This window comes from Virgibacillus sp. L01, from assembly GCF_052246775.1.
Lineage (GTDB): Bacteria > Bacillota > Bacilli > Bacillales > Amphibacillaceae > Lentibacillus.
This window is the reverse complement of record NZ_JBQQCP010000004.1, coordinates 1-19977: the sequence shown is the minus strand read 5'-3', so window position 1 is coordinate 19977 and position 19977 is coordinate 1. Positions and strand designations below refer to the sequence as shown.

Sequence of the window (19977 nt, the reverse complement as noted above, 5' to 3'; positions counted from 1 at the left end):
TTAATTATAATTTGTAATACATGATATTATAGCATGAATAGTATGATTCTTGCATTTTAACACAATTGGAATTACGCTTTTATACACGACCAATTATTCTATAAAAAAGGACGATCAGAAATGAAACATAAACCACTTGCTTATCGCATGAGACCTGCTCATATACATGAAATTATCGGACAGGAACATCTTGTTGGTGATGGAAAAATACTAAACAGGATGATACAGGCTGAACAGTTAGCATCCATGATCTTATTTGGGCCGCCCGGAACCGGAAAAACTTCGATGGCGGTAGCACTCGCAAAAAGCCTGAATTTACCGGTTAAGATGCTAAATGCTGTCGTTGACAAGAAAAAAGATATGGAAATTGTTGTTGAAGAAGCCAAAATGACTGGACACGTCGTGTTAGTACTTGATGAAGTACATAGACTCGATAAGGCAAAACAGGACTTTTTACTACCACACATTGAAAGCAATATCGTGACGTTAATTGGCTGCACAACTAGTAACCCTTATCATTCTATTAATCCTGCTATTAGAAGTAGATGCCATCTATTTGAATTACACCCTTTGACAGTAGATGATATGAAAATAGCAATCCAAAGAGCTGTTGAAGATGATACCAATGGATTAGGTTCTCAGTCAGTTTCCGTAACGGATGAAGCATTAGAGCATTTTTCTTTTGCTGCAAATGGTGATATGCGCTCTGCATTGAACGGGCTGGAGTTGGCTGTGTCATCCACTCCCGAAAATAACGAGGGGCAAATTCTTATTACGCTCGATATAGCTGAAGAGTGTATGCAAAAGAAAAGCTTTTCCCACGACAAAGATGGTGATGCGCATTATGATGTATTGTCTGCATTTCAGAAATCCATCCGAGGAAGTGATGCCAATGCAGCACTCCATTATTTGGGAAGACTGATCGAAGCAGGCGACCTTGAAAGTATTGCACGGCGTATGATTGTTTGTGCGTATGAAGATATCGGCCTAGCAAATCCGCAGGCAGGTCCACGTGCAATTGCAGCAGTTCAGGCGGCTGAAAGGCTCGGATTTCCTGAAGCACGCATACCACTATCAGTGGCGATTGTAGAACTGGCTTTATCTCCTAAATCAAATACAGCATACAAGGCGCTTGACAATGCACTAGCAGATATACGCAGTGGTAAAAGCGGTGACATCCCGGCACACTTAAAAGATTCGCATTATCAAGGTGCTAAGAAAATGGGACGAGGGGTGGAGTATAAATATCCACACAACTATGACAATGGCTGGATCAAGCAACAGTACTTACCGGATTCTATAAAAAACAAAGAATACTACCAACCTAAAAATTCTGGTAAATTTGAACGAGCTCTAATGCAGGTATATGAAAGAATTCAGTCTGATTAGAAAGCCTATATAGTAAACATCTTTTTTTCGCTTTTGCAATAAGTTTCTTTCTGCCAAAAATAATACTAGATAATATGGGTAATAGAGGTATAATTCCTTTTTCAATCGGTCACAATAGACAATAAAGATAATAATCTATGTAACATATAACGGCTGTTATTGAAAAAGGAGTTGAACAAATTGGTTAAAGTAAGACAAGATGCCTGGTCACATGAAGATGACCTATTATTGGCAGAAACAGTTCTGCGTCATATCAGAGAAGGTAGTACTCAATTAAATGCATTTGAAGAAGTTGGCGATAAATTAAATCGTACGTCTGCTGCTTGCGGGTTCCGCTGGAATGCCGAGGTAAGAGAAAAATATGATAGTGCTATCGATCTTGCAAAGCGGCAACGGAAAGAGAAGAAGCGTGCAAATGCAGTAAAAACTACGAAGACACGCCAGCCAGTAGTACCTGTTATGCAAAATGCCGAAGAAGAAGAACAGCCACAAACTATGGAAGAGCCATCCATCACAATGGATACAGTCATACGTTATTTAAAGCAAGTTAAAAGAGACTACTATGCTTCCAATCAATCAAAACTATCGTTAGAACAAATGCAAAAAGAGAACGCTATGTTAAAAGAACATGTAAGCAATTTAGAAAAGAAACTGGAGAGCACTGAGAAACAATTTGCAACAGTACAAGAAGACTATCAAGTATTTATGCAAATTATGGAACGGGCAAGAAAAATGACTGTTCTGGATGATCAAGGAACTATACAGTCACCGGCATTCAGAATGGATAAGAATGGTAACCTCCAGCAGGTTGCAAATGGAACGAATCAATAAAAAAGTCGCATGAGGCTTCTATTAAGAAGCCCATGCGACTTTACTGTTTATATATAATACGTTCATATTGCATTAGTCCAACTAAAGCATACCCCTTTACTGCTTTCACCCCAAAATAGAAGGGATTCTATGAAAGCAAAATCCACTCTCTAAGAACCCCTTTAATGATAAGCTTATATGTATTCTATCAATCCCAATCGTGCCGTCCTTCTCTAGTTTTGATCCCGCTTTCAGCAGGTGGGTGCTCTGTTCCATATCTCTTATGCGTCCTCGATAAGGCGAGGCATGCATGCAACATGGAAACGATACAAGCTCCCAATTATATAGATGTTCGGTCAAAACATTTATACAAGACGTACACATCAGGATTGATAATCTAATTATGATTTATTATTTGTAAATTTAGTTTATCATACAGCTATACTAATTTCAATATTCATTAGTATGAAGTGTATATTACAGTTGTTACATCTTTACTACAAATTTTAAATTAAATCATAATTTCTTTTTAATTTGAATAGACAGCTCATCCAGCTGTTCATCACTCACTTCATCAGGTGCGTCCGTTAATAAATCTGAAGCTGAAGCGGTCTTCGGAAATAGAATTGTATCTCTGAGGTTTGACCTTCCTGCTAATAGCATAACAATTCTATCCAGGCCTAATGCGATACCGCCATGTGGTGGTGCACCATACTCCAATGCATCAAGTAAAAACCCAAACTGTTCTGTTGCTTCTTCACTGGTGAAGCCCAATATTTCAAACATTTTATCTTGTTGTTCCTTCTTATGAATACGTAATGATCCTCCACCTAATTCATACCCATTTAATACAAGGTCGTACGCATTTGCCCGAACATTTCCTGGATCTTTACTGAGTTTTTCAAGATCTTCCTCAACAGGCATAGTAAATGGATGATGAGCTGCAAAATAACGTTCCAGACTTTCATCATATTCCAGTAATGGCCAATCAGTAACCCAAAGAAAATTAAACTTACTTTCATCAATAAGCTGCAATTCTTTTCCGAGTTTTAATCGTAAAGCTCCTAAACTGTCATAAACAATTGCTGTCTTATCTGAGCCAAACAATAGTAAATCCCCATCAGCAGCGCTCGCTCGTTTAACAATTCCTGACTTCTCTTCATCTGTTAGAAATTTAGCAATTGGCCCTTTCAGTTCATCGCCTTCTACCTTAAGCCATGGTAAACCTTTGGCCCCATATACTTTCACAAAATCAGTTAGCTTATCAAGATCTTTGCGTGAATAATTAGCTGCTTGTCCCTTTACATTTAACAAGCAAACTTTCCCACCCGATTCGATTGCGCTTTGAAATACCTTGAATGAAGAATCAGCCAGAACATCTGTTACATGAAGTAACTCCATGTCAAATCTTGTGTCCGGTTTATCCGATCCATAGCGCTCCATCGCTTCATTATACGGCAACCGTTGTAATGGCAGCGAGATATCGATATTTTTAACGTCCTTCATTACATTTTTCATCATATTTTCAGTCATTTCCATTATTTCATCACTCGTCATGAAAGATGTTTCAATATCTATCTGTGTGAATTCTGGTTGACGGTCAGCCCGCAAGTCTTCATCTCGGAAGCAACGTGCAATTTGAAAGTATTTTTCAAATCCCCCCATCATAATTAATTGTTTGAAAAGCTGGGGTGACTGTGGCAGTGCATAAAATTCTCCGTTATGCACACGGCTGGGCACCAAATAGTCTCTTGCACCTTCTGGAGTACTTTTGGTTAAAATAGGTGTTTCCATTTCAAGAAATCCATCGTCATTTAAAAAGTTACGAACGACTTGTGTAGTTTGATGACGTAACTTAAATGTATCCTGCAAAGCACTTCTGCGTAAATCCAGGTAACGATACTTTAAACGAAGATCTACCGATACATCAGATTCATTTTCGATAAGAAATGGTGGTGTCTTTGCCTTATTCAAAATGCTTATGCCTGTTGCCATCACTTCAATCTTTCCTGTTCCCATCACAGGATTAATTGTACTTTCATCACGAATTACAACACTTCCTTCGACTTGGATGACATATTCACTTCTAACTGTTTCAGCAATCTCCAAAGCCTCTTTGGAATTATCCGGATTAAAAACAACTTGTACTATACCAGATCTATCACGTAAATCAATGAAAATTAATCCTCCTAAATCACGACGTTTTTGTACCCACCCTTTTAATAAAATCGGCTGATTAATATCTTTTTCGCGTAGTGTTCCCGCTAATGTCCGTTCACTCATTTTCTATTCCTCCCAGGAGCTTTTCATGCATCGTTTCAACTAATTGTGTTATGGGTACTTCCAGTTGCTCGCCAGTATCTAATTCTTTAACGTTAACAATTTCTCTTTTTATTTCATCTTCACCAAGGATTAGCACATATTTTGCCTTAAAACGATCTGCAGCTTTAAATTGGGCTTTCATTTTTCGACCTTGATAATCTTTATCTGCCTGAATGCCACCTTTACGTAATTCATGTAACAGATGAACCGCTTTTTTTTCAGCTTCATCTCCTACCGCAACAACGAAACAGTCCAAGCGATTATCAATTGACATTTCCTTATTTTCAGCGTCAAGAGCCATTAGCAATCGTTCCATTCCCATACCAAAGCCAATACCCGGTGTGCTCGGTCCACCTAACTCTTCAATAAGACCATTATATCTTCCGCCACCTGCCAATGTTGCAATCGCACCAAATCCATCTGCTTCACTCATAATTTCAAAAGCTGTATGATTATAATAATCAAGTCCTCGTACTAAATTTTTATCAACCTCGTATTCAATCCCCATTTTTGTTAAGTGATTCTGAACCTTGTCGAAATAACTTCTTGATTCTTCATTTAAATAATCTAATATCGAAGGTGCATTTTGCATAGCAGGATGATCACGGTCAGTCTTACAATCCAGAATGCGTAAAGGATTTTGCTCTAAGCGGATTTGGCAATCATTACAGAGCTCTTCCTTGTGTGGTGAAAAGTGATCGACCAAAGCCTGTCGGTGATTATTTCGGCTTTCATTATCACCTAACGAATTAATAACTAACTTTAAGGATTTTAATCCTAACTCCTGATAACACGTCATTGCTAAATCAATAACTTCAGCATCTACTGCTGGATCGGCACTTCCTAGTACTTCTACACCAAATTGGTTTAATTGACGCATTCTTCCTTTTTGTGGTCTTTCGTAACGAAACATCTGAGCAAAGTAATAAAGCTTAACTGGCTGACTCGGATTTCCAAATAACTTATTTTCAACAAATGCACGTGCAACTGAGGCTGTACCTTCAGGCCGTAATGTCAGGCTTCTTCCTCCACGATCTTCAAATGTATACATTTCTTTTTGAACAATATCGGTAGAATCGCCAACACCACGTTGGAATAACTCTGTATGTTCGAACAGCGGTGTACGGATTTCATCAAAGTGAAACCTTCCACACACATCTTTTAATTGATCTTCAACAAACTGCCATTTCTTCGCCTCTAGCGGTAAAGTATCTACTGTACCTCGTGGAGCTTTCATGCTCATTTGTAATACCCCCTCATTAATTTTAGCTGTTTTCTAAAAGATTTTTGCTTCATTAAAGTAATGAAATCATATCGTAGTTGATATATACTGCGAACTAACTGCTAGAATAATTTCTATAAACTCTCACGTGCCATCCGGGATCGCTCCGGGCGGATGCTTTCCGCGGGCAACGCTTCAGCTTCCTCGGAAGCCAAAACCGCTTCCTGCGGGATCTTCAGCTGTTGCTTTTCCCGCAGGAGTCACCGCCCTCCGCTCACCCGGACTAGTGTAGTGCTGTCACATAATTATTCTATAGCGATTCCTACTCGAGTCAACAGCGAAGGAAATACACGTAGACTCCTGTGGGAGCTGAGGCCTAGATGAGACTACGCAGCGACGTAGGAGCAAGGAGGCTCATCAGCCGCCCACGGAAAGCGTAGTGTATTTCCGAAGCGGTGTCATAGCACTCAACCATTTTTCCGTGTTAGTTCGCAGTATATATCAACTGCGCAGGTTAAAAAATAACAAAATTTACGAAAAGAGCGTTACTTTAAAAAAATATAAAAAACTCCCGACCCTTATAAAAATAAGGGACGAGAGTTAACCCGCGTTGCCACCCTAGTTGATGCTCTTTAAAGCACCCGCTCTTCACAGATAACGCCTGCAAAACGTCTATACCTACTATGTATTCGATATAGAGCCTAAGGAATGTCTTTCATCAGAGTATCGTGTGAAAATGTTCTCAGCCTATGACATTTTCTCTCTTTTCACATACTTCTCATTACTTTTTCCATCACTGGCTTTTTATACATTTATCATTAATTTAATTGATTATGAATGACTATTATATTAATGTTTCCCTATCACATTGTCAAGTACGAGTGATTTTTTTCTTTAACTTTTTAACCTCACCAAGAGAGATACCTAATTCCTCTGCTATTTCCATGTGATTAAATTGATCTTCAACTTCCATAAACCGATGAAAGTTTGCTCCATAAATATCCTTGCTCATATTTGAATTCCAATGTTTTTCCTGAAATCGCATAACTAAAATACCTCCCTATGTTACTCTAGTTTTGCCTAAATAGAAAATTTTTATTAATATAAAGGTAATATATTATTCCAAGGAGGAACTTCATTGCATATAAAGAAAAAAACGGTGTTATTCTTTAGTATATTGTTTCTGGCCTTCGCAACTTTAGTGAGCGCCAACGAAGCAATAATTAAGACAGACAATTTAAATATTCGAACGGGACCTGGAACCAATTTCGAAAAGATCGGTCAGGTACATTCTGATGAAGTTTATCCAATATTACAGGAACAAGAAGGATGGGTTGAAATTGAATTAACTGAAGGTACTGGATGGGTTACGGACGAGTATATAAACATCTCAAGTAATAAGGATTCAAAGGGTGCTAATCAAAGTGATATGGAACCAGTCACTGAAAAAACAATAACAATCCAACATGATAACACCCAATTACGTGATGGACCTTCAACCAGTTATGAAATAATTGATTTTGCAAATGAAGGTACTAAATTTAATGTTCTCTCTGAAAGTAATGAATGGTACGAGATTGCAAATGACGATGTAACCGGCTATGTTTTAAAACAACTCATCAAAAAAGAAGAATCTACTTCTTTTAATGGAATGAATAATAAAACGATAGTAATTGATGCAGGACATGGCGGACGAGATGTAGGTGCAATTGGCGCAACCGGAACACACGAAAAAGACTTTGCGTTTAAAACTACGCAAGAACTTAAACAGGAACTCACAGCACTTGGAGCTAATGTAGTATTGACACGAAAAAATGATGAATTCATTTCGCTAGGCAGCCGGACAAGCCTTCCCAACATTCTGGATACAGATGCTTTCATAAGCATTCACTACAATAGTTTTCCTGAAATGCCTAATGTAACCGGGATTGGAGCATATTTTTATGATGATCAAAATGAAAAGCTAGCTAAGGATGTTCTTCAGGGTATTGCAAAAGAAACCGGTGCAAGAAACCGCGGAGCTACATTTGGAGATTTTCACGTTATCAGACAAACTTTTAAACCATCGATACTTGTTGAGTTAGGATTCATTTCCAACCCGGAAAAAGAGCAACTCCTTCAAACAAACGCATATCAGAAAAAACTAGTAACTGGTCTTGTAAATGGATTGAACGAATACTTTGCAAATAAATAGGTAACGTATTCCTACCAAATAACGGTTGTCCGCTAAAAGTTGGTATTTCCTTCTTCTTATTGATTCGTACAACAGATTTTGATAGTAAGTTTTTCAATTCCCCGTACAACTGCAGATTAAAAACGGAATAGCAAGATGGCAGATGAGGTTACGAGTGAGAATGCTTTGGATTCCTGATAGAGAAGTTCTATTAAATGGTACGGTTTGTGATTGTAACTGTTAGAACCTCCGAAAAAATTTGTGCCAACATCGGAACGAGGCTGGGACCTAACTAAAAACCTCTACCTTAACAGAATAGGTTGTTCAGAACGTACATTATCAATGGTTGAATCGATATAAAATGCGAAGTAACTGCTGGAATAATCTCTATAAACTCTCAATCCGCCCTTCGCTCATCCGGACTAGTGTAGTGCTGTCATACATTTATTCCCATAGCTATTCCTATTCCAGTCATTAGCGGAGGAAATACACGTAGACTCCTGTGGAGCTGTGGCTTAGATGAGACTACGCAGCGACGTAGGAGCAAGAAGGTTCATCAGCCACCCTAGGTGCGCGTAGTGTATTTCCGTAGCGGCGTCATAACACTCAGCTATTTTTCCATGTTACTTGGCAGTTTATATCTAATAAGCAACAAAATAAATCCGAACTAATTCCAATTCTATCTCAAGAAATTGAATCATAGTTCGGATTTCACTTTGACTTAAACACTTTTGTCCCAGCCACGCAGAAAGCAAGCACATTCCTGTTTATGAAATATATTTGATTAAACTCATATAAAAAAGCAGTTCAATAAAGAATACAAATTACACTCCGAAATTGAACTGCTTGCCATAAAGCTATTCATTCTTATTTCTTGTCATTGCTATCCAAAATAATTGTAACCGGTCCTTGATTTGTTAGTTGAACATTCATCATTTCACCAAACTCACCTGTCTCAACACGAACTCCCTGCTGTTCAACTAACTGATTAAAATGCTGATATAACTTGTTCGCGTGATCCGGCTTTGCTGCATTAAGAAAATTAGGCCGTCTTCCTTTTCGAGTGTCAGCATATAATGTGAATTGTGAAATAGACAGCACCTGTCCTGAAACATCCTTTAAGGAAAGATTCATCTTTTCATTTTCATCTTCAAAAACACGAAGATTAACAAGCTTATTCACCAGATAGACCGCATCCTCTTCCGTATCCTCATGTGTTACACCAAGTAAAACAACAAACCCGTTATCAATTTCTCCAACTACATCTTCTTCTACGGACACTTTGGCATTATTTGATCGTTGAATGACTGCTTTCATAATTTGATACTCCTTCTTCTTATCACACAGTTTATGTCAACTGCAGAGGCCATACGAAAATACTATTGTATTGTTCTAGTTACTGTATAAACATCTTTTATTTGCTTTATCCGTTCCACAATTCTTCTTAGATGATTCGTATTATGAATTAGAATTGTAATATGAATTACAGCCATTTTATTTCGGTCAGATCGACCGTTCACCTGTGTTATATTCGTTTTCGTTTCATTTACTGCCTGCAATACCTCATTTAATAAGCCACGGCGGTCATACCCTGATATCTCAAGGTCAACATGATATTGCTTTTTATCTGTTTGTTCTCCTTCCCATTCAACATGGAGGTAACGCTGCTTTGCATCTTCTGTTTGGACATTAGGGCAATCTGATCGATGAACAGATACTCCTCTCCCCTTTGTAATATATCCAATAATATTATCACCAGGGACGGGATTACAGCACTTCGATAACCGTACTAATAAATTATCGACCCCTTCCACCCTAACACCTGAATCTCGTTTTTGTACCTTGTTATTTGGCTCTTCACTTTTAACTTCTTCAAGTGTCTCTTCCAAATTTTGTTCTTTTAATTTAGTCCGTCTGATTTTTTCAGTTAAACGTGTAGCAATTAGTGCAGCAGTTATCCCTTGGTACCCGACTGCCGCATACATTTCATCTTCATTGATGAAATTAAACCGTTCATTTACCCGCTTTAGGTTCTCTTGAGTAAGTGCATCCTTTGGCTCAATTCCTAAAGCACGAATTTCTTTATCAACAGCCTCTTTACCCTTGCTAATGTTTTCATCCCGTCGTTGTTTCTTAAAGAACTGTTTAATCTTATTTTTTGCTTGAGATGTTTGGGTGATCTTCAGCCAATCCTGTGAAGGACCATAGGAATGCTTAGAAGTCATTACCTCAATAATATCCCCGTTCTTCAGTTTATAGTCAAGTGGCTCCATTTTACCGTTTATTTTAGAGCCAATCGTCTGATTACCTATTTCGGTATGAACTTTATATGCAAAGTCAAGAGGCACAGAGCCAGATGGAAGCTCTATGACGTCTCCTTTTGGAGTGAATACATAGACCATGTCAGAGAATAAATCGACCTTAAGAGATTCCATAAATTCTTCTGCATCATGTGTTTCATTTTGCCATTCAAGTATTTCCCTAAACCAAGTCAACTTTTCTTCAAATGACTTTTTATCACGAGCCAACTGACGTTCTTCTTTATATGCCCAATGCGCCGCGATACCAAATTCAGCTATTTCATGCATCTCTTTCGTACGAATTTGTACTTCAAGCGGATCCCCTTTTGGCCCGATTACGGTTGTATGCAATGATTGATATAAATTTGGCTTTGGCATTGCGATATAATCCTTGAATCTCCCAGGCATTGGTTTCCAGCATGTATGAATAATTCCTAAGACTGCATAACAATCTTTAATACTATCAACAATTATACGTACTGCTAACAAATCATATATTTCGTTAAATTGTTTGTTTTGCTTTACCATTTTGGTATATATACTATATAAATGCTTCGGTCTTCCTGATATATCTGCCTCAATATTTACATCTTTCAGTTGGCTTGTAACTTCATTCATAACATCGTCTATATACGTTTCACGCTGATCACGTTTTTGTTTCATCAACTGAACAATTCGATAGTATTGCTGTGGATTTAAATAACGTAAGGCTGTATCTTCCAATTCCCATTTGATTTTAGAAATACCTAAACGATGGGCTAAAGGTGCAAATATCTCCAGTGTTTCATTCGAAATTCTCCGTTGCTTTTCAGGAGGTAAATGTTTAAGTGTCCGCATGTTATGCAATCGATCAGCAAGTTTAATTAAAATTACTCGAATGTCTTTGGCCATTGCCACAAACATTTTTCGATGGTTTTCTGCTTGCAGAGCTTCTTTTGATTTATATTTAATTTTACCAAGTTTGGTAACACCATCAACAAGCATTACAACTTCAGTACTGAAGTGTTTTTTCATTTCTTCAACTGTAATGTCTGTATCCTCTAATACATCATGTAAAAAACCCCCAGCAATTGTCTCCGGGTCCATTTCTAGTTCAACTAAAATTCCAGCTACCTGAACTGGGTGTATAATGTAAGGCTCACCAGATTTTCGATATTGCTCCTTATGTGCATCTTCTGCAAACTCATATGCACGACGAAGGAACATAGCATCCTCTTTAGTAAGATACCGGCGAGCCTCATTGATTACATCTTCAATTGTCAATATTTCTTCTTTTGCCATATAATCACCTAAATTCGCGTTAGAGAATACTTTCTAATAGTATCGAAAATTATTGTGTAAATGTAAAGGAAAAACAGTCAATATCATTGGAATAATTCTGTTTTTTTATAAAATATAATAAAACTAGGATAATAACAGGTCTGATGAACAATACTCAAGTTCAATCAGACCCAAAACTTTTTGTAAGAATATTAATAGTTCATTAATGTTAATACATCATAGCCTTCAAGTTTCTCTAGTCCATTAAGGTAGGAAAGTTCTATCAGAAATGCACAGCCTACTACAATTCCGCCTAAGTCTTCTACCAATTTGATTGTTGCCTCTATTGTACCACCTGTTGCAAGTAAATCATCAGTAATTAAAACGCGCTGACCTGGCTTGATCGCATCTTTATGAATGGTCAAGACATTTTTGCCATATTCCAGTCCGTAATCGACCTTAACAACCTCTCTCGGCAATTTTCCTTCTTTTCTAACTGGAGCAAAACCGGTTTCCAATGCATAAGAAACTGGGCAGCCAATAATGAAACCACGTGCTTCCGGCCCCACCACAAGGTCAATATTTTTTTGTCTGGCAAATTCAACTATTTCATCGACTGCTGATTTAAATGCTTTCCCGTCATCCATAAGTGGTGTGATATCCTTAAACTGAACCCCTTCTTTTGGCCAGTCCTGAACAATTTTAATATATTTTTTATAGTCCATGTGCTACTTCCTCCTTGGGCATTTCCCCATCTTTTATGCAATCTGAAAACCACATTCTTAAATCTTCATAGGTTGAATAGTACAGAATCTTTTCAACCTCAGCCTGATTCAGCCGTTCTTGATATGATGGCGCATCTGATAAATCCTTCTTCATAGGATTTGCATTTAATTGAATGATACCATTCTCTATTTTAACAAATTCTAATTCAAAAAACACGTTGGACATAAATAAGATTCTTTCCTTCGTCCATGCTTTTGCATCCATGATCATCGGTAGTTCTTTTTGCAAATTGACTTGTTTTCGTTTAGCCACAAAAGCATATAGCCATTTAAAATCCTCACGTGAAGGAAATGCTTTCATAAACACACTATCTTCCAATTGAAAACATACATGGATATTTAACGGATTTGTTTTAGACACCAAGTCCTGAAGAGCATTCAGGTTTGTCGGCATTTCAAATAGGAAGAGTGTATTGACTTCATTAAGCAGGTTTAAATCTGTGTCATACCTAACACAAGTGACCTCATCTGGAACAATACTGCTTTCATTTAGGAGTGTATTATGTACCGCTAAATGGCTAGTATTATTATTAACATAAGGTGTGATATCAAAACGTTTTTTCCCTCGATGATCAAAGACTTGTCTTTCCTCAATTTTTATATCCCGAATAACTATTTGCACCTTTTTATTACCATTCCACTCATTAATACCTAACTCGCCAACAACTGACAATGGTGTTTGTGGAGAAATATGGTCATATAAACCACCTAAGCTAAACCCTATTCCATCAAGCAACTGATTTTCATGCTTAAATTGCATTTTTAAGTGTTTTTTCATATTTCCAATCTGCCGTATATCAGATGGGATATCATTCAGATGAAAGATTGGCTTTGGGTTAGCCATACCAAATGGTGCCAGCTGGCTAATTTCATTTACCAGCTCTTCATTTATTTCTGGAATGGCAATTGTTTTACTTACCTCAATTTCCTGAGAAAAATCTTCTTTGGTAAGCTGCTGATTAATGATTTTGTTTAGTTCAGTTTGCAGTAACTGAAGATTCTCTAATGGTAAGGTCATACCTGCTGCTTGTGAATGCCCTCCAAAATGAGTAAACGTGTCTCTAATCTTCATACAGTTGGAAAATAAATCAAAGGCAGGGATACTTCTGGCAGAACCTTTTACTTGTTCTTTTTCTGGTAGAATTGTCAGCACGATTGCTGGTCTGTCATATTTCCGGACAAGATTTGATGCGACAATGCCCAGCACACCTTGATTCCAGCCTTCTTTTGCTACAACAATTACTCCTTGTTCTTCAAGCGAGCCTACCATTTGATCTGCTTCTTTTACAATGTCACTAACTATTTTTTGACGTTCCTGATTAATGGATTGTACCATTTCTGCTATGTGTTCTGCCTCATCCTGATCATCAGACATAAGGAGCTGTACAGCTAGATTTGCATCTTGTAATCTGCCGACCGCATTAAGCCTTGGGCCAATCAAAAATCCAACATCCTCTTCACTGACATCCCCGTTGATATTGCATACCTTTTTCAAAGCTATCAACCCTGGTCTATTAGTTGCAGATAGCGTTTTTAAACCATAGGATGCCAAAATCCGGTTTTCACTTTTTAATGGTACAAGGTCGGCAATTGTGCCAATAGCAACTAAATCAAGTAAATGCTTTGGAAAATAACCTAATAGGCTTTCAGCGAATTTAAAGGCAACACCCACACCTGCCAATTCTTTAAACACATAATCGGGTGAGCATTTTGGATGTATAATCGCAAACGCTTCAGGTAACTGTTCCTGTGGTTCATGGTGATCCGTTATCACTAAGTCAATACCAAGCTGTTTCGCAACAGTTGCCTCATGAATAGATGCTATTCCCGTATCGACAGTTATAATTAAGCTAACTTCATTATCAGATGCAGTTTTAAATGCATCTTCATTTGGTCCATAACCTTCTGTAAATCTGTTTGGTATATAATAATCACAGTCAGCACCAAGTTCCTGCAACGTTGTTAACAAAACTGTTGTTGAACTTACCCCATCTGCATCATAGTCACCAAATACTAGAATTTTTTCTTTATTAGCTATTGCTTTATGTACTCGTTGTGTTGCTTTTGATATATCTGAAAAGCCTTGTGGATGATATAAATTTTCTAAATCAGGTGACAAAAATTCTTTTGCCGCTTCTGCTGAAGTAATACCTCTCTGTATTAAAAGTTCTTTAATAAGTGGAGAAATTCCATTTAAATCCCAATCTAGTGATTCTGTTTGCGCACTTGAAAATTTCCAGTTTGTCTTACTCTGTAACATAAATTCACCCCTGACTAATCCATTATACTAGAGTAAGCCAAGGGTCGCAATTAACGTTTATAGATTCTTTTCCTCATCGAGATTATCTTGATTGTTATCATCTTCATATGGCTGGTTTGCTTCTGCCGATTCTTTTAACTGATTATTCTCAGCTAGAAGAGATTTCCGCTCACGCTGCAAGTGAATCATTTTCATTAATCCAACAGAAGCTGTAATAATTCCACCCATCAATACGGAAAATAGAATTACTAATATTAATGGCGCCTCACCACTTCCAAATAAGTAATTAACTTCAACTGGATCAACATTTATTATTGCAAACACTGCAACAATAATAACAAATATAATTGCTAGAATAACATATGATTGTCCTCTCAACTCCAATTCCTCCTTCTAGATACAAAGCTTCTACTAAAATACCCTAATTTCTTTTTTCTTAACCATATATTAAAACCCCTGCAGTTACAACAACAGGGGTCTTATTTCTATTACACTTGTGGTCCTTCTGTTTTTTTCTTTTTAGCAAATACGACTGGTTTATCCTTAATATTTTTTCCGCGCCATATTAGCCATAGTTGTGAAGCAAGGAACAAGGATGAATACGTACCTATTAACAGCCCTACAGCTAGTGCAATCGCAAAACCAGTAATCGGCTGAGCTCCAAGGAATAAGAATGCCAATACTGCAACCATTGTAGTTAGAGTTGTATTTATACTACGTGTGAATGTTTGTACCAAACTCTTATTAACAATGCTGGCAAGTTCCTTAAATGTTTTAACACGTTTCTTCATACGCAGGTTCTCCCGAATTCGGTCAAAAGTTACAATCGTATCATTTATTGAGTAACCGATAACAGTCAAAATTGCTGCAACAATTGTAACATCAAATTCAATCCTTGTAAGGCTAAATATTGCCAGAACGAAGAAAACATCATGAATTAACGCAATAATCGCTGTTAAGCCAAAAAATAGCTCAAATCGAAGTGTGACATATATAACCATACCGATCGATGCAATTGTAAGTGCATATAGCGCATTTTTAACTAATTCCTCACCTACAACTGGGGAAACGACACTCACGCTTGATTTTGCATTGTAATTCTCCTGAAAGTAGGTCTGAACTTCTGATATTCTATCTTCGTCAATTACCTTATCATAACGAAGAATAACATTTTCGCCATTATCACCTGCTGGAACAACAGATTTGGCTTCCAGATTCAGCTCTTCCAGGCTGTTTTTGATTGCCTCTGTGTCTAAAGTGTCTTCTGCTGCAAGCTGAATTCTCGATCCACTAGTAAAGTCAATCCCAGGGTTTAATTGGAAAATACCTAGAGAAATTCCACCAAGAATAACCATTGCCGCTGATGCAATAAAGAATTTTTTTCTATGTTGAACAACATTAACTTCCCGATTAAAGATTTTAGGTTCTACTTCGCTTGTATCGGCGATGTCCTTAATGTTCTTCTTATTAACTCCGAACCATGATGGACGGTTTTTAAAGAATTTCGTTTTAATCCATAATCGTAGTAATAATCTCGAACCATAAACAGCTGTTATAAAACTCACCAGGATACTGACAATTAACATCGTCGCAAACCCTTTAATTGAGCTTGTACCAAATATGAATAAAACGGCTGCTGCCAACATTGTTGTAATATTAGCATCAACAATAGCCCGTAATGAGTTAGCGGTTCCGGCTTTAAACGATGCAAATAATGATTTGCCTTCCCTGATTTCTTCTTTAATTCGCTCAAATGTAATGACATTTGCGTCAACAGCCATACCGACACCAAGTATTAACGCGGCAATTCCCGGTAGTGTTAGAACACCATTCATTAGTTCAAATACTAATAGAATTAAATAAATGTAAATACTTAAATTAATTACCGCAATTAATCCTGGAAAGCGATAAAATACAATCATAAATAGGAAAATTAAGCTTACACCTATTATTCCGGCAAATACCGTTTTATTCAGCGCCTGTTCACCAAACTGGGCACCAACAGTATTGGAATACAATTCTGTCATATTAACCGGTAATGAACCTGCATTGATAATATCAGCTAGGCGTTGAGCCGATTCAACGGTAAAATCACCGTTTATCATAACATTTGTTGTGTTTAATGTTTCAGTTACTTTAGGAGCAGAAACATATTTCGGATCTTCCTTCTTAACTTCTTTCGCAAATGAATCCCCTTTTTGATAATCCATCCAGATTACAAGGAGATTTTCCTTTTGTGGATAAGGGACAGTTGGATCCGCCTTAGCAGCAAGCTTACTTGTGATCTTCCCGAATTTCGAAGCATCTTTTAACTGTAAGGTAACGATAGGCTGATTCGTTTTCTGGTTGAAATCCTGCTTGGCACTTCCCTCTTGTATATCCGAGCCATCAAGTAGAACTTCATCATTAACATTCCGCAACGTAAGACGTGCTGATGTGGATAACAGTTCCCTTGCTTCGCCTTGATTTTCCACCCCAGCGAGCTGTACCCGAATTCGATCTTCACCTTCAATATTAATATTTGCTTCACTAATTCCCAATCGATTTACACGTTCATTAAGTATACGTACTGTATTTTCAAGTACCTCTCTATCCGTCTCTTTACTTTCGTCAACAGGTTCGACTTCATACAAAACCTCAAACCCGCCCTGAAGATCCAAGCCCAGATTAACATCTTTTGCAATTCCTGTTATCGTTGACCCAATCGTTCCCGCAAATATTAGTACGATTAGAAAAAAGGCAACGATCTTGCCTCTGTTTTTCATCTTCCGATTGCCTCCCTTTATGTCTCTCGGGTAATACATTATGTAAAACCTATTCAGCCTCTTCCATATTTCCCTCAGTTAAAGCATTAATTGAAGCCATTAAATCATTATCCTGATATGCATTAACCGTTAAATAACTCATGTAAATATTTGATGAAAGATGGAGAATATCCTGAATCACCTCAAATAAACGCTTAGCTGGATTGCCTTTCCATACCTTTACTTCTAAACATTTCCATATATTTTCATTTGATGCTTGCGCATAGCCCATTAACTTGAATTCATTTACTTTACTCTCTAAAGCTAACAATACATCAGGTTTCCACTCTCTTACATTTTTTATAACTTCCACGTGATTCCCCTCCCTGTAGACAATCCAATCTATATAATAATGCTTGTCATGCTTGGCCCACTTCTTTGCATATATATCATTGTATATGAAAAATTATTTTTTGAGAAGGTAGGTCGGCAATATTGACCAAACAAACATTTTTACAAGGCACGTTAATTTTAATAGTAGCAGGTATGATCACACGATTATTAGGCTTCATCAACCGCCTTGTTATAGCCAGATTTATGGGCGAAGAAGGTGTAGGTCTTTATATGATGGCCCTGCCAACTCTATTCCTTGTGATAACATTAACACAGCTCGGCCTTCCTGTTGCAATATCCAAACGAGTATCGGAGGCTGATGCAAGGAATGATACTCGTAAAATAAAAAAAATTCTCGTCGTATCATTACTTGTAACAGGTATATCAAGTGTCATTTTCACAATTGGCATGATTGCTGCCGCACCATTTATTGCCACAACTCTGCTAACTGATGAACGAACAATGTATCCACTAATTGCAATAAGCCCAATTGTTCCGATTGTAGCAATTTCTTCCGTGCTTAAAGGCTACTTCCAAGGCCGACAAAATATGAAACCACAAAGTTATGCATTAGTAATTGAACAAATCGTCCGAATTACCTGTGTAGCATTCTTTATTAAATTACTGCTTCCGTATGGCGTTGAATTTGCTGCAGCTGGAGCAATGTTCAGTGTAATTCTTGGTGAACTCGCATCCTTATTATTTATGATTCACTTATTTAAACGAAAGAAAATAGTAAGTATCCGACACCACTTTTTTAAATACGTAAATACAAGTAAAAACACATTAAAAGAGCTATTTTCCATTGCCTTACCAAGTACCGGCAGTCGTTTAATCGGCTCATTTTCTTACTTTCTTGAGCCAATAATTGTAGCACAAAGCTTACTGATTGCAGGGGTCTCAAGCTCAATGGCGACAAAACAGTATGGGGAGTTGACAGGGTATGTATTGCCATTACTATTTTTACCAACATTCATTACACAATCTCTGTCAATCGCCTTAGTCCCTTCAATTTCAGAAGCAGAGGCAACTAAGAATAAAAAACTGATTCACTATCGAATTCATCAGTCCATCAGGATTTCATTCGCTTCAGGTGCAATTGCAACTATTGTCCTTTCATTATTTGCTGTGCCAATTCTCACATATATGTATGGAACGGGAAACGCTAGCAGGTTTCTGATATTAATGGCACCTTTTTTCATTTTACTCTATATACAGGCACCATTACAAGCAGCATTACAAGCGTTAGATTTAGCAAAACCAGCAATGTGGAATAGTTTGATTGGTGCAGCCTGTAAATTTATTGTTCTATTTCTATTGGCATCCAATGCTGAATTTGGAATCATGGGGGTTGCTATTGCAATGTCTGTTGGTGTTGTTCTAGTAACATTATTGCATTTGGGCAGTCTGTATAAACAAATCGGCTTTTCGATACCTTTTAAAGATTTAATGAAGATGGGGTTATTATTATCATTAACATATATGGCTGGGAATTTCTTTAAGGGTATCTATGCCGGGCTTGACTCAAATCTTTTCCTTTTTATCCTTATCATCCTATTTTTAACAATTGTATACATTGCACTGCTCTTTATTTTAAAATTCATTACAAAAGAAGAGTTAAGACAAATACCAATTCTCCAGAAATGGGTACATTAGAAGGCCGTTTTCTAAAAATAAAAAACACTATTTAGGAGTATAAAACGCATAACGTTTCGCGCTCCTGTTTTATTGATACAACAAATTGATTGGCTTTTAACACCTGGATTAACATTGTAAGTAACAATCTTCTTAACAAGCGTACAAAGGTTTATGTACTATGTAGACTATAGTGCTAAAACGAATGTTAATTGCTATGTTCAAATGTCATTTGATGAGTTGTTTCTTGCTGCGACCAAAGACTAAGGGTAACCGATTCGGAGTAGTTAGAGTGGCTCTCTGACCACGCAGTAGGAATATACCCGCGCACCTAGATTCACCACGAGCCTCCGACGCATAGGACCTTCTAGTGCAGACGTTGCCCGCGGAAAGCGAAGTATATTTTCGTAGCAGTGTCATAGAGGTAACGGATTCAGTTTTAGGAAGGAAAAATGCTAATAACACTAGAAATAACATAATAATTAGCATACATTTCCCCCTTGTTGTTGCAGAAACCATTTTTAATGAAATGAGGATCCGTTTTTCTGATCTGGCGGATCCTCATTCCGCTGATATGAACAAAACTGTCAAGTCCCAAGCTGTTTTTCCCTTTTTTGGGCATACTTAATACAAGAAGCCGTTTTTACTTCTTTTTATGGGTTAACCGTTTTGGTTAGACTATTT

At 37.4% G+C, this 19977-nt stretch carries 14 protein-coding genes, 1 other RNA gene and 1 other annotated feature; of the genes, 4 read left to right on the top strand and 11 right to left on the bottom strand.

Features of this window, described 5'->3' with window-relative positions:
- Positions 1-120 precede the first annotated feature (120 nt).
- Positions 121-1389: a replication-associated recombination protein A gene (locus ACTWQM_RS08825; RefSeq protein WP_443257821.1), complete on the top strand. Its 1269-nt coding sequence runs from the start codon at positions 121-123 to the stop codon at positions 1387-1389.
- A 180-nt stretch (positions 1390-1569) separates the two neighbouring features.
- Positions 1570-2220 carry an RsfA family transcriptional regulator gene (locus ACTWQM_RS08820; RefSeq protein ID WP_443257820.1) on the top strand — a complete coding sequence of 217 codons (651 nt, stop codon included), beginning with the start codon at positions 1570-1572 and terminating at the stop codon, positions 2218-2220.
- Between the two features lie 186 nt (positions 2221-2406).
- Here the strand turns inward: ACTWQM_RS08820 and ssrS are convergent.
- The 4 genes from ssrS to ACTWQM_RS08800 all read right to left on the bottom strand — a co-directional run bounded on the left by ssrS (position 2407) and on the right by ACTWQM_RS08800 (position 6788).
- Positions 2407-2592, bottom strand: a non-coding RNA gene (gene ssrS, locus ACTWQM_RS08815) — 6S RNA.
- Between the two features lie 123 nt (positions 2593-2715).
- A complete protein-coding gene (gene aspS, locus ACTWQM_RS08810; RefSeq protein WP_443257819.1) occupies positions 2716-4482 on the bottom strand; it encodes an aspartate--tRNA ligase in 1767 nt (588 codons plus the stop codon).
- Positions 4475-5764 carry a histidine--tRNA ligase gene (gene hisS, locus ACTWQM_RS08805; RefSeq protein WP_443257818.1) on the bottom strand — a complete coding sequence of 430 codons (1290 nt, stop codon included), beginning with the start codon at positions 5762-5764 and terminating at the stop codon, positions 4475-4477. Before hisS ends, aspS begins: the two co-directional genes overlap by 8 nt.
- Positions 5765-6329: 565 nt before the next feature.
- Positions 6330-6549, bottom strand: a binding site (T-box leader).
- A 65-nt stretch (positions 6550-6614) separates the two neighbouring features.
- Positions 6615-6788, bottom strand: coding sequence for a hypothetical protein (locus ACTWQM_RS08800; protein WP_443257817.1), 174 nt, complete (start codon positions 6786-6788; stop codon positions 6615-6617).
- Between the two features lie 93 nt (positions 6789-6881).
- On the opposite strand from ACTWQM_RS08800, the gene ACTWQM_RS08795 reads away from it, so the two are divergent.
- Positions 6882-7937: an N-acetylmuramoyl-L-alanine amidase gene (locus ACTWQM_RS08795; RefSeq protein WP_443257816.1), complete on the top strand. Its 1056-nt coding sequence runs from the start codon at positions 6882-6884 to the stop codon at positions 7935-7937.
- Positions 7938-8783: 846 nt separating this feature from the next.
- Here the strand turns inward: ACTWQM_RS08795 and dtd are convergent.
- The 7 genes from dtd to ACTWQM_RS08760 all read right to left on the bottom strand — a co-directional run bounded on the left by dtd (position 8784) and on the right by ACTWQM_RS08760 (position 17638).
- Positions 8784-9233: a D-aminoacyl-tRNA deacylase gene (gene dtd, locus ACTWQM_RS08790; protein ID WP_443257815.1), complete on the bottom strand. Its 450-nt coding sequence runs from the start codon at positions 9231-9233 to the stop codon at positions 8784-8786.
- 62 nt (positions 9234-9295) lie between these two features.
- Entirely contained in the window at positions 9296-11497 is a 2202-nt protein-coding gene (locus ACTWQM_RS08785; RefSeq protein WP_443257814.1) for a RelA/SpoT family protein, read from the bottom strand.
- Between the two features lie 191 nt (positions 11498-11688).
- Positions 11689-12201 carry an adenine phosphoribosyltransferase gene (locus tag ACTWQM_RS08780; RefSeq protein WP_443257813.1) on the bottom strand — a complete coding sequence of 171 codons (513 nt, stop codon included), beginning with the start codon at positions 12199-12201 and terminating at the stop codon, positions 11689-11691.
- Positions 12191-14521 (bottom strand): single-stranded-DNA-specific exonuclease RecJ, encoded by a 2331-nt coding sequence (gene recJ / locus ACTWQM_RS08775; RefSeq protein ID WP_443257812.1) that lies wholly within the window; start codon positions 14519-14521, stop codon positions 12191-12193. The genes ACTWQM_RS08780 and recJ overlap by 11 nt, the downstream gene beginning before the upstream one ends.
- A gap of 57 nt (positions 14522-14578) precedes the next feature.
- Entirely contained in the window at positions 14579-14899 is a 321-nt protein-coding gene (locus tag ACTWQM_RS08770) for a LapA family protein (protein WP_443257811.1), read from the bottom strand.
- A 110-nt stretch (positions 14900-15009) separates the two neighbouring features.
- Positions 15010-17286, bottom strand: a complete 2277-nt coding sequence (gene secDF, locus ACTWQM_RS08765) for a protein translocase subunit SecDF (RefSeq protein WP_443257810.1) — start codon at positions 17284-17286, stop codon at positions 15010-15012.
- A gap of 49 nt (positions 17287-17335) precedes the next feature.
- Entirely contained in the window at positions 17336-17638 is a 303-nt protein-coding gene (locus ACTWQM_RS08760) for a post-transcriptional regulator (protein WP_443257809.1), read from the bottom strand.
- A 122-nt stretch (positions 17639-17760) separates the two neighbouring features.
- Here ACTWQM_RS08760 and spoVB point away from each other — a divergent pair, with 122 nt between their 5' ends.
- The gene (spoVB, locus tag ACTWQM_RS08755; protein WP_443257808.1) at positions 17761-19314 is read left to right on the top strand and encodes a stage V sporulation protein B; all 1554 of its coding nucleotides are present in this window, start codon (positions 17761-17763) and stop codon (positions 19312-19314) included.
- Positions 19315-19977 lie beyond the last annotated feature (663 nt).

Coding starts and splice junctions, on each gene's coding strand:
- ACTWQM_RS08800 (WP_443257817.1), bottom strand. CDS start 6,788: ATGCGATTTCAGGAAAAACATTGGAATTCAAATATGAGCAAGGATATT.
- aspS (WP_443257819.1), bottom strand. CDS start 4,482: ATGAGTGAACGGACATTAGCGGGAACACTACGCGAAAAAGATATTAAT.
- ACTWQM_RS08780 (WP_443257813.1), bottom strand. CDS start 12,201: ATGGACTATAAAAAATATATTAAAATTGTTCAGGACTGGCCAAAAGAA.
- hisS (WP_443257818.1), bottom strand. CDS start 5,764: ATGAGCATGAAAGCTCCACGAGGTACAGTAGATACTTTACCGCTAGAG.
- recJ (WP_443257812.1), bottom strand. CDS start 14,521: ATGTTACAGAGTAAGACAAACTGGAAATTTTCAAGTGCGCAAACAGAA.
- ACTWQM_RS08785 (WP_443257814.1), bottom strand. CDS start 11,497: ATGGCAAAAGAAGAAATATTGACAATTGAAGATGTAATCAATGAGGCT.
- dtd (WP_443257815.1), bottom strand. CDS start 9,233: ATGAAAGCAGTCATTCAACGATCAAATAATGCCAAAGTGTCCGTAGAA.
- secDF (WP_443257810.1), bottom strand. CDS start 17,286: ATGAAAAACAGAGGCAAGATCGTTGCCTTTTTTCTAATCGTACTAATA.
- ACTWQM_RS08825 (WP_443257821.1), top strand. CDS start 121: ATGAAACATAAACCACTTGCTTATCGCATGAGACCTGCTCATATACAT.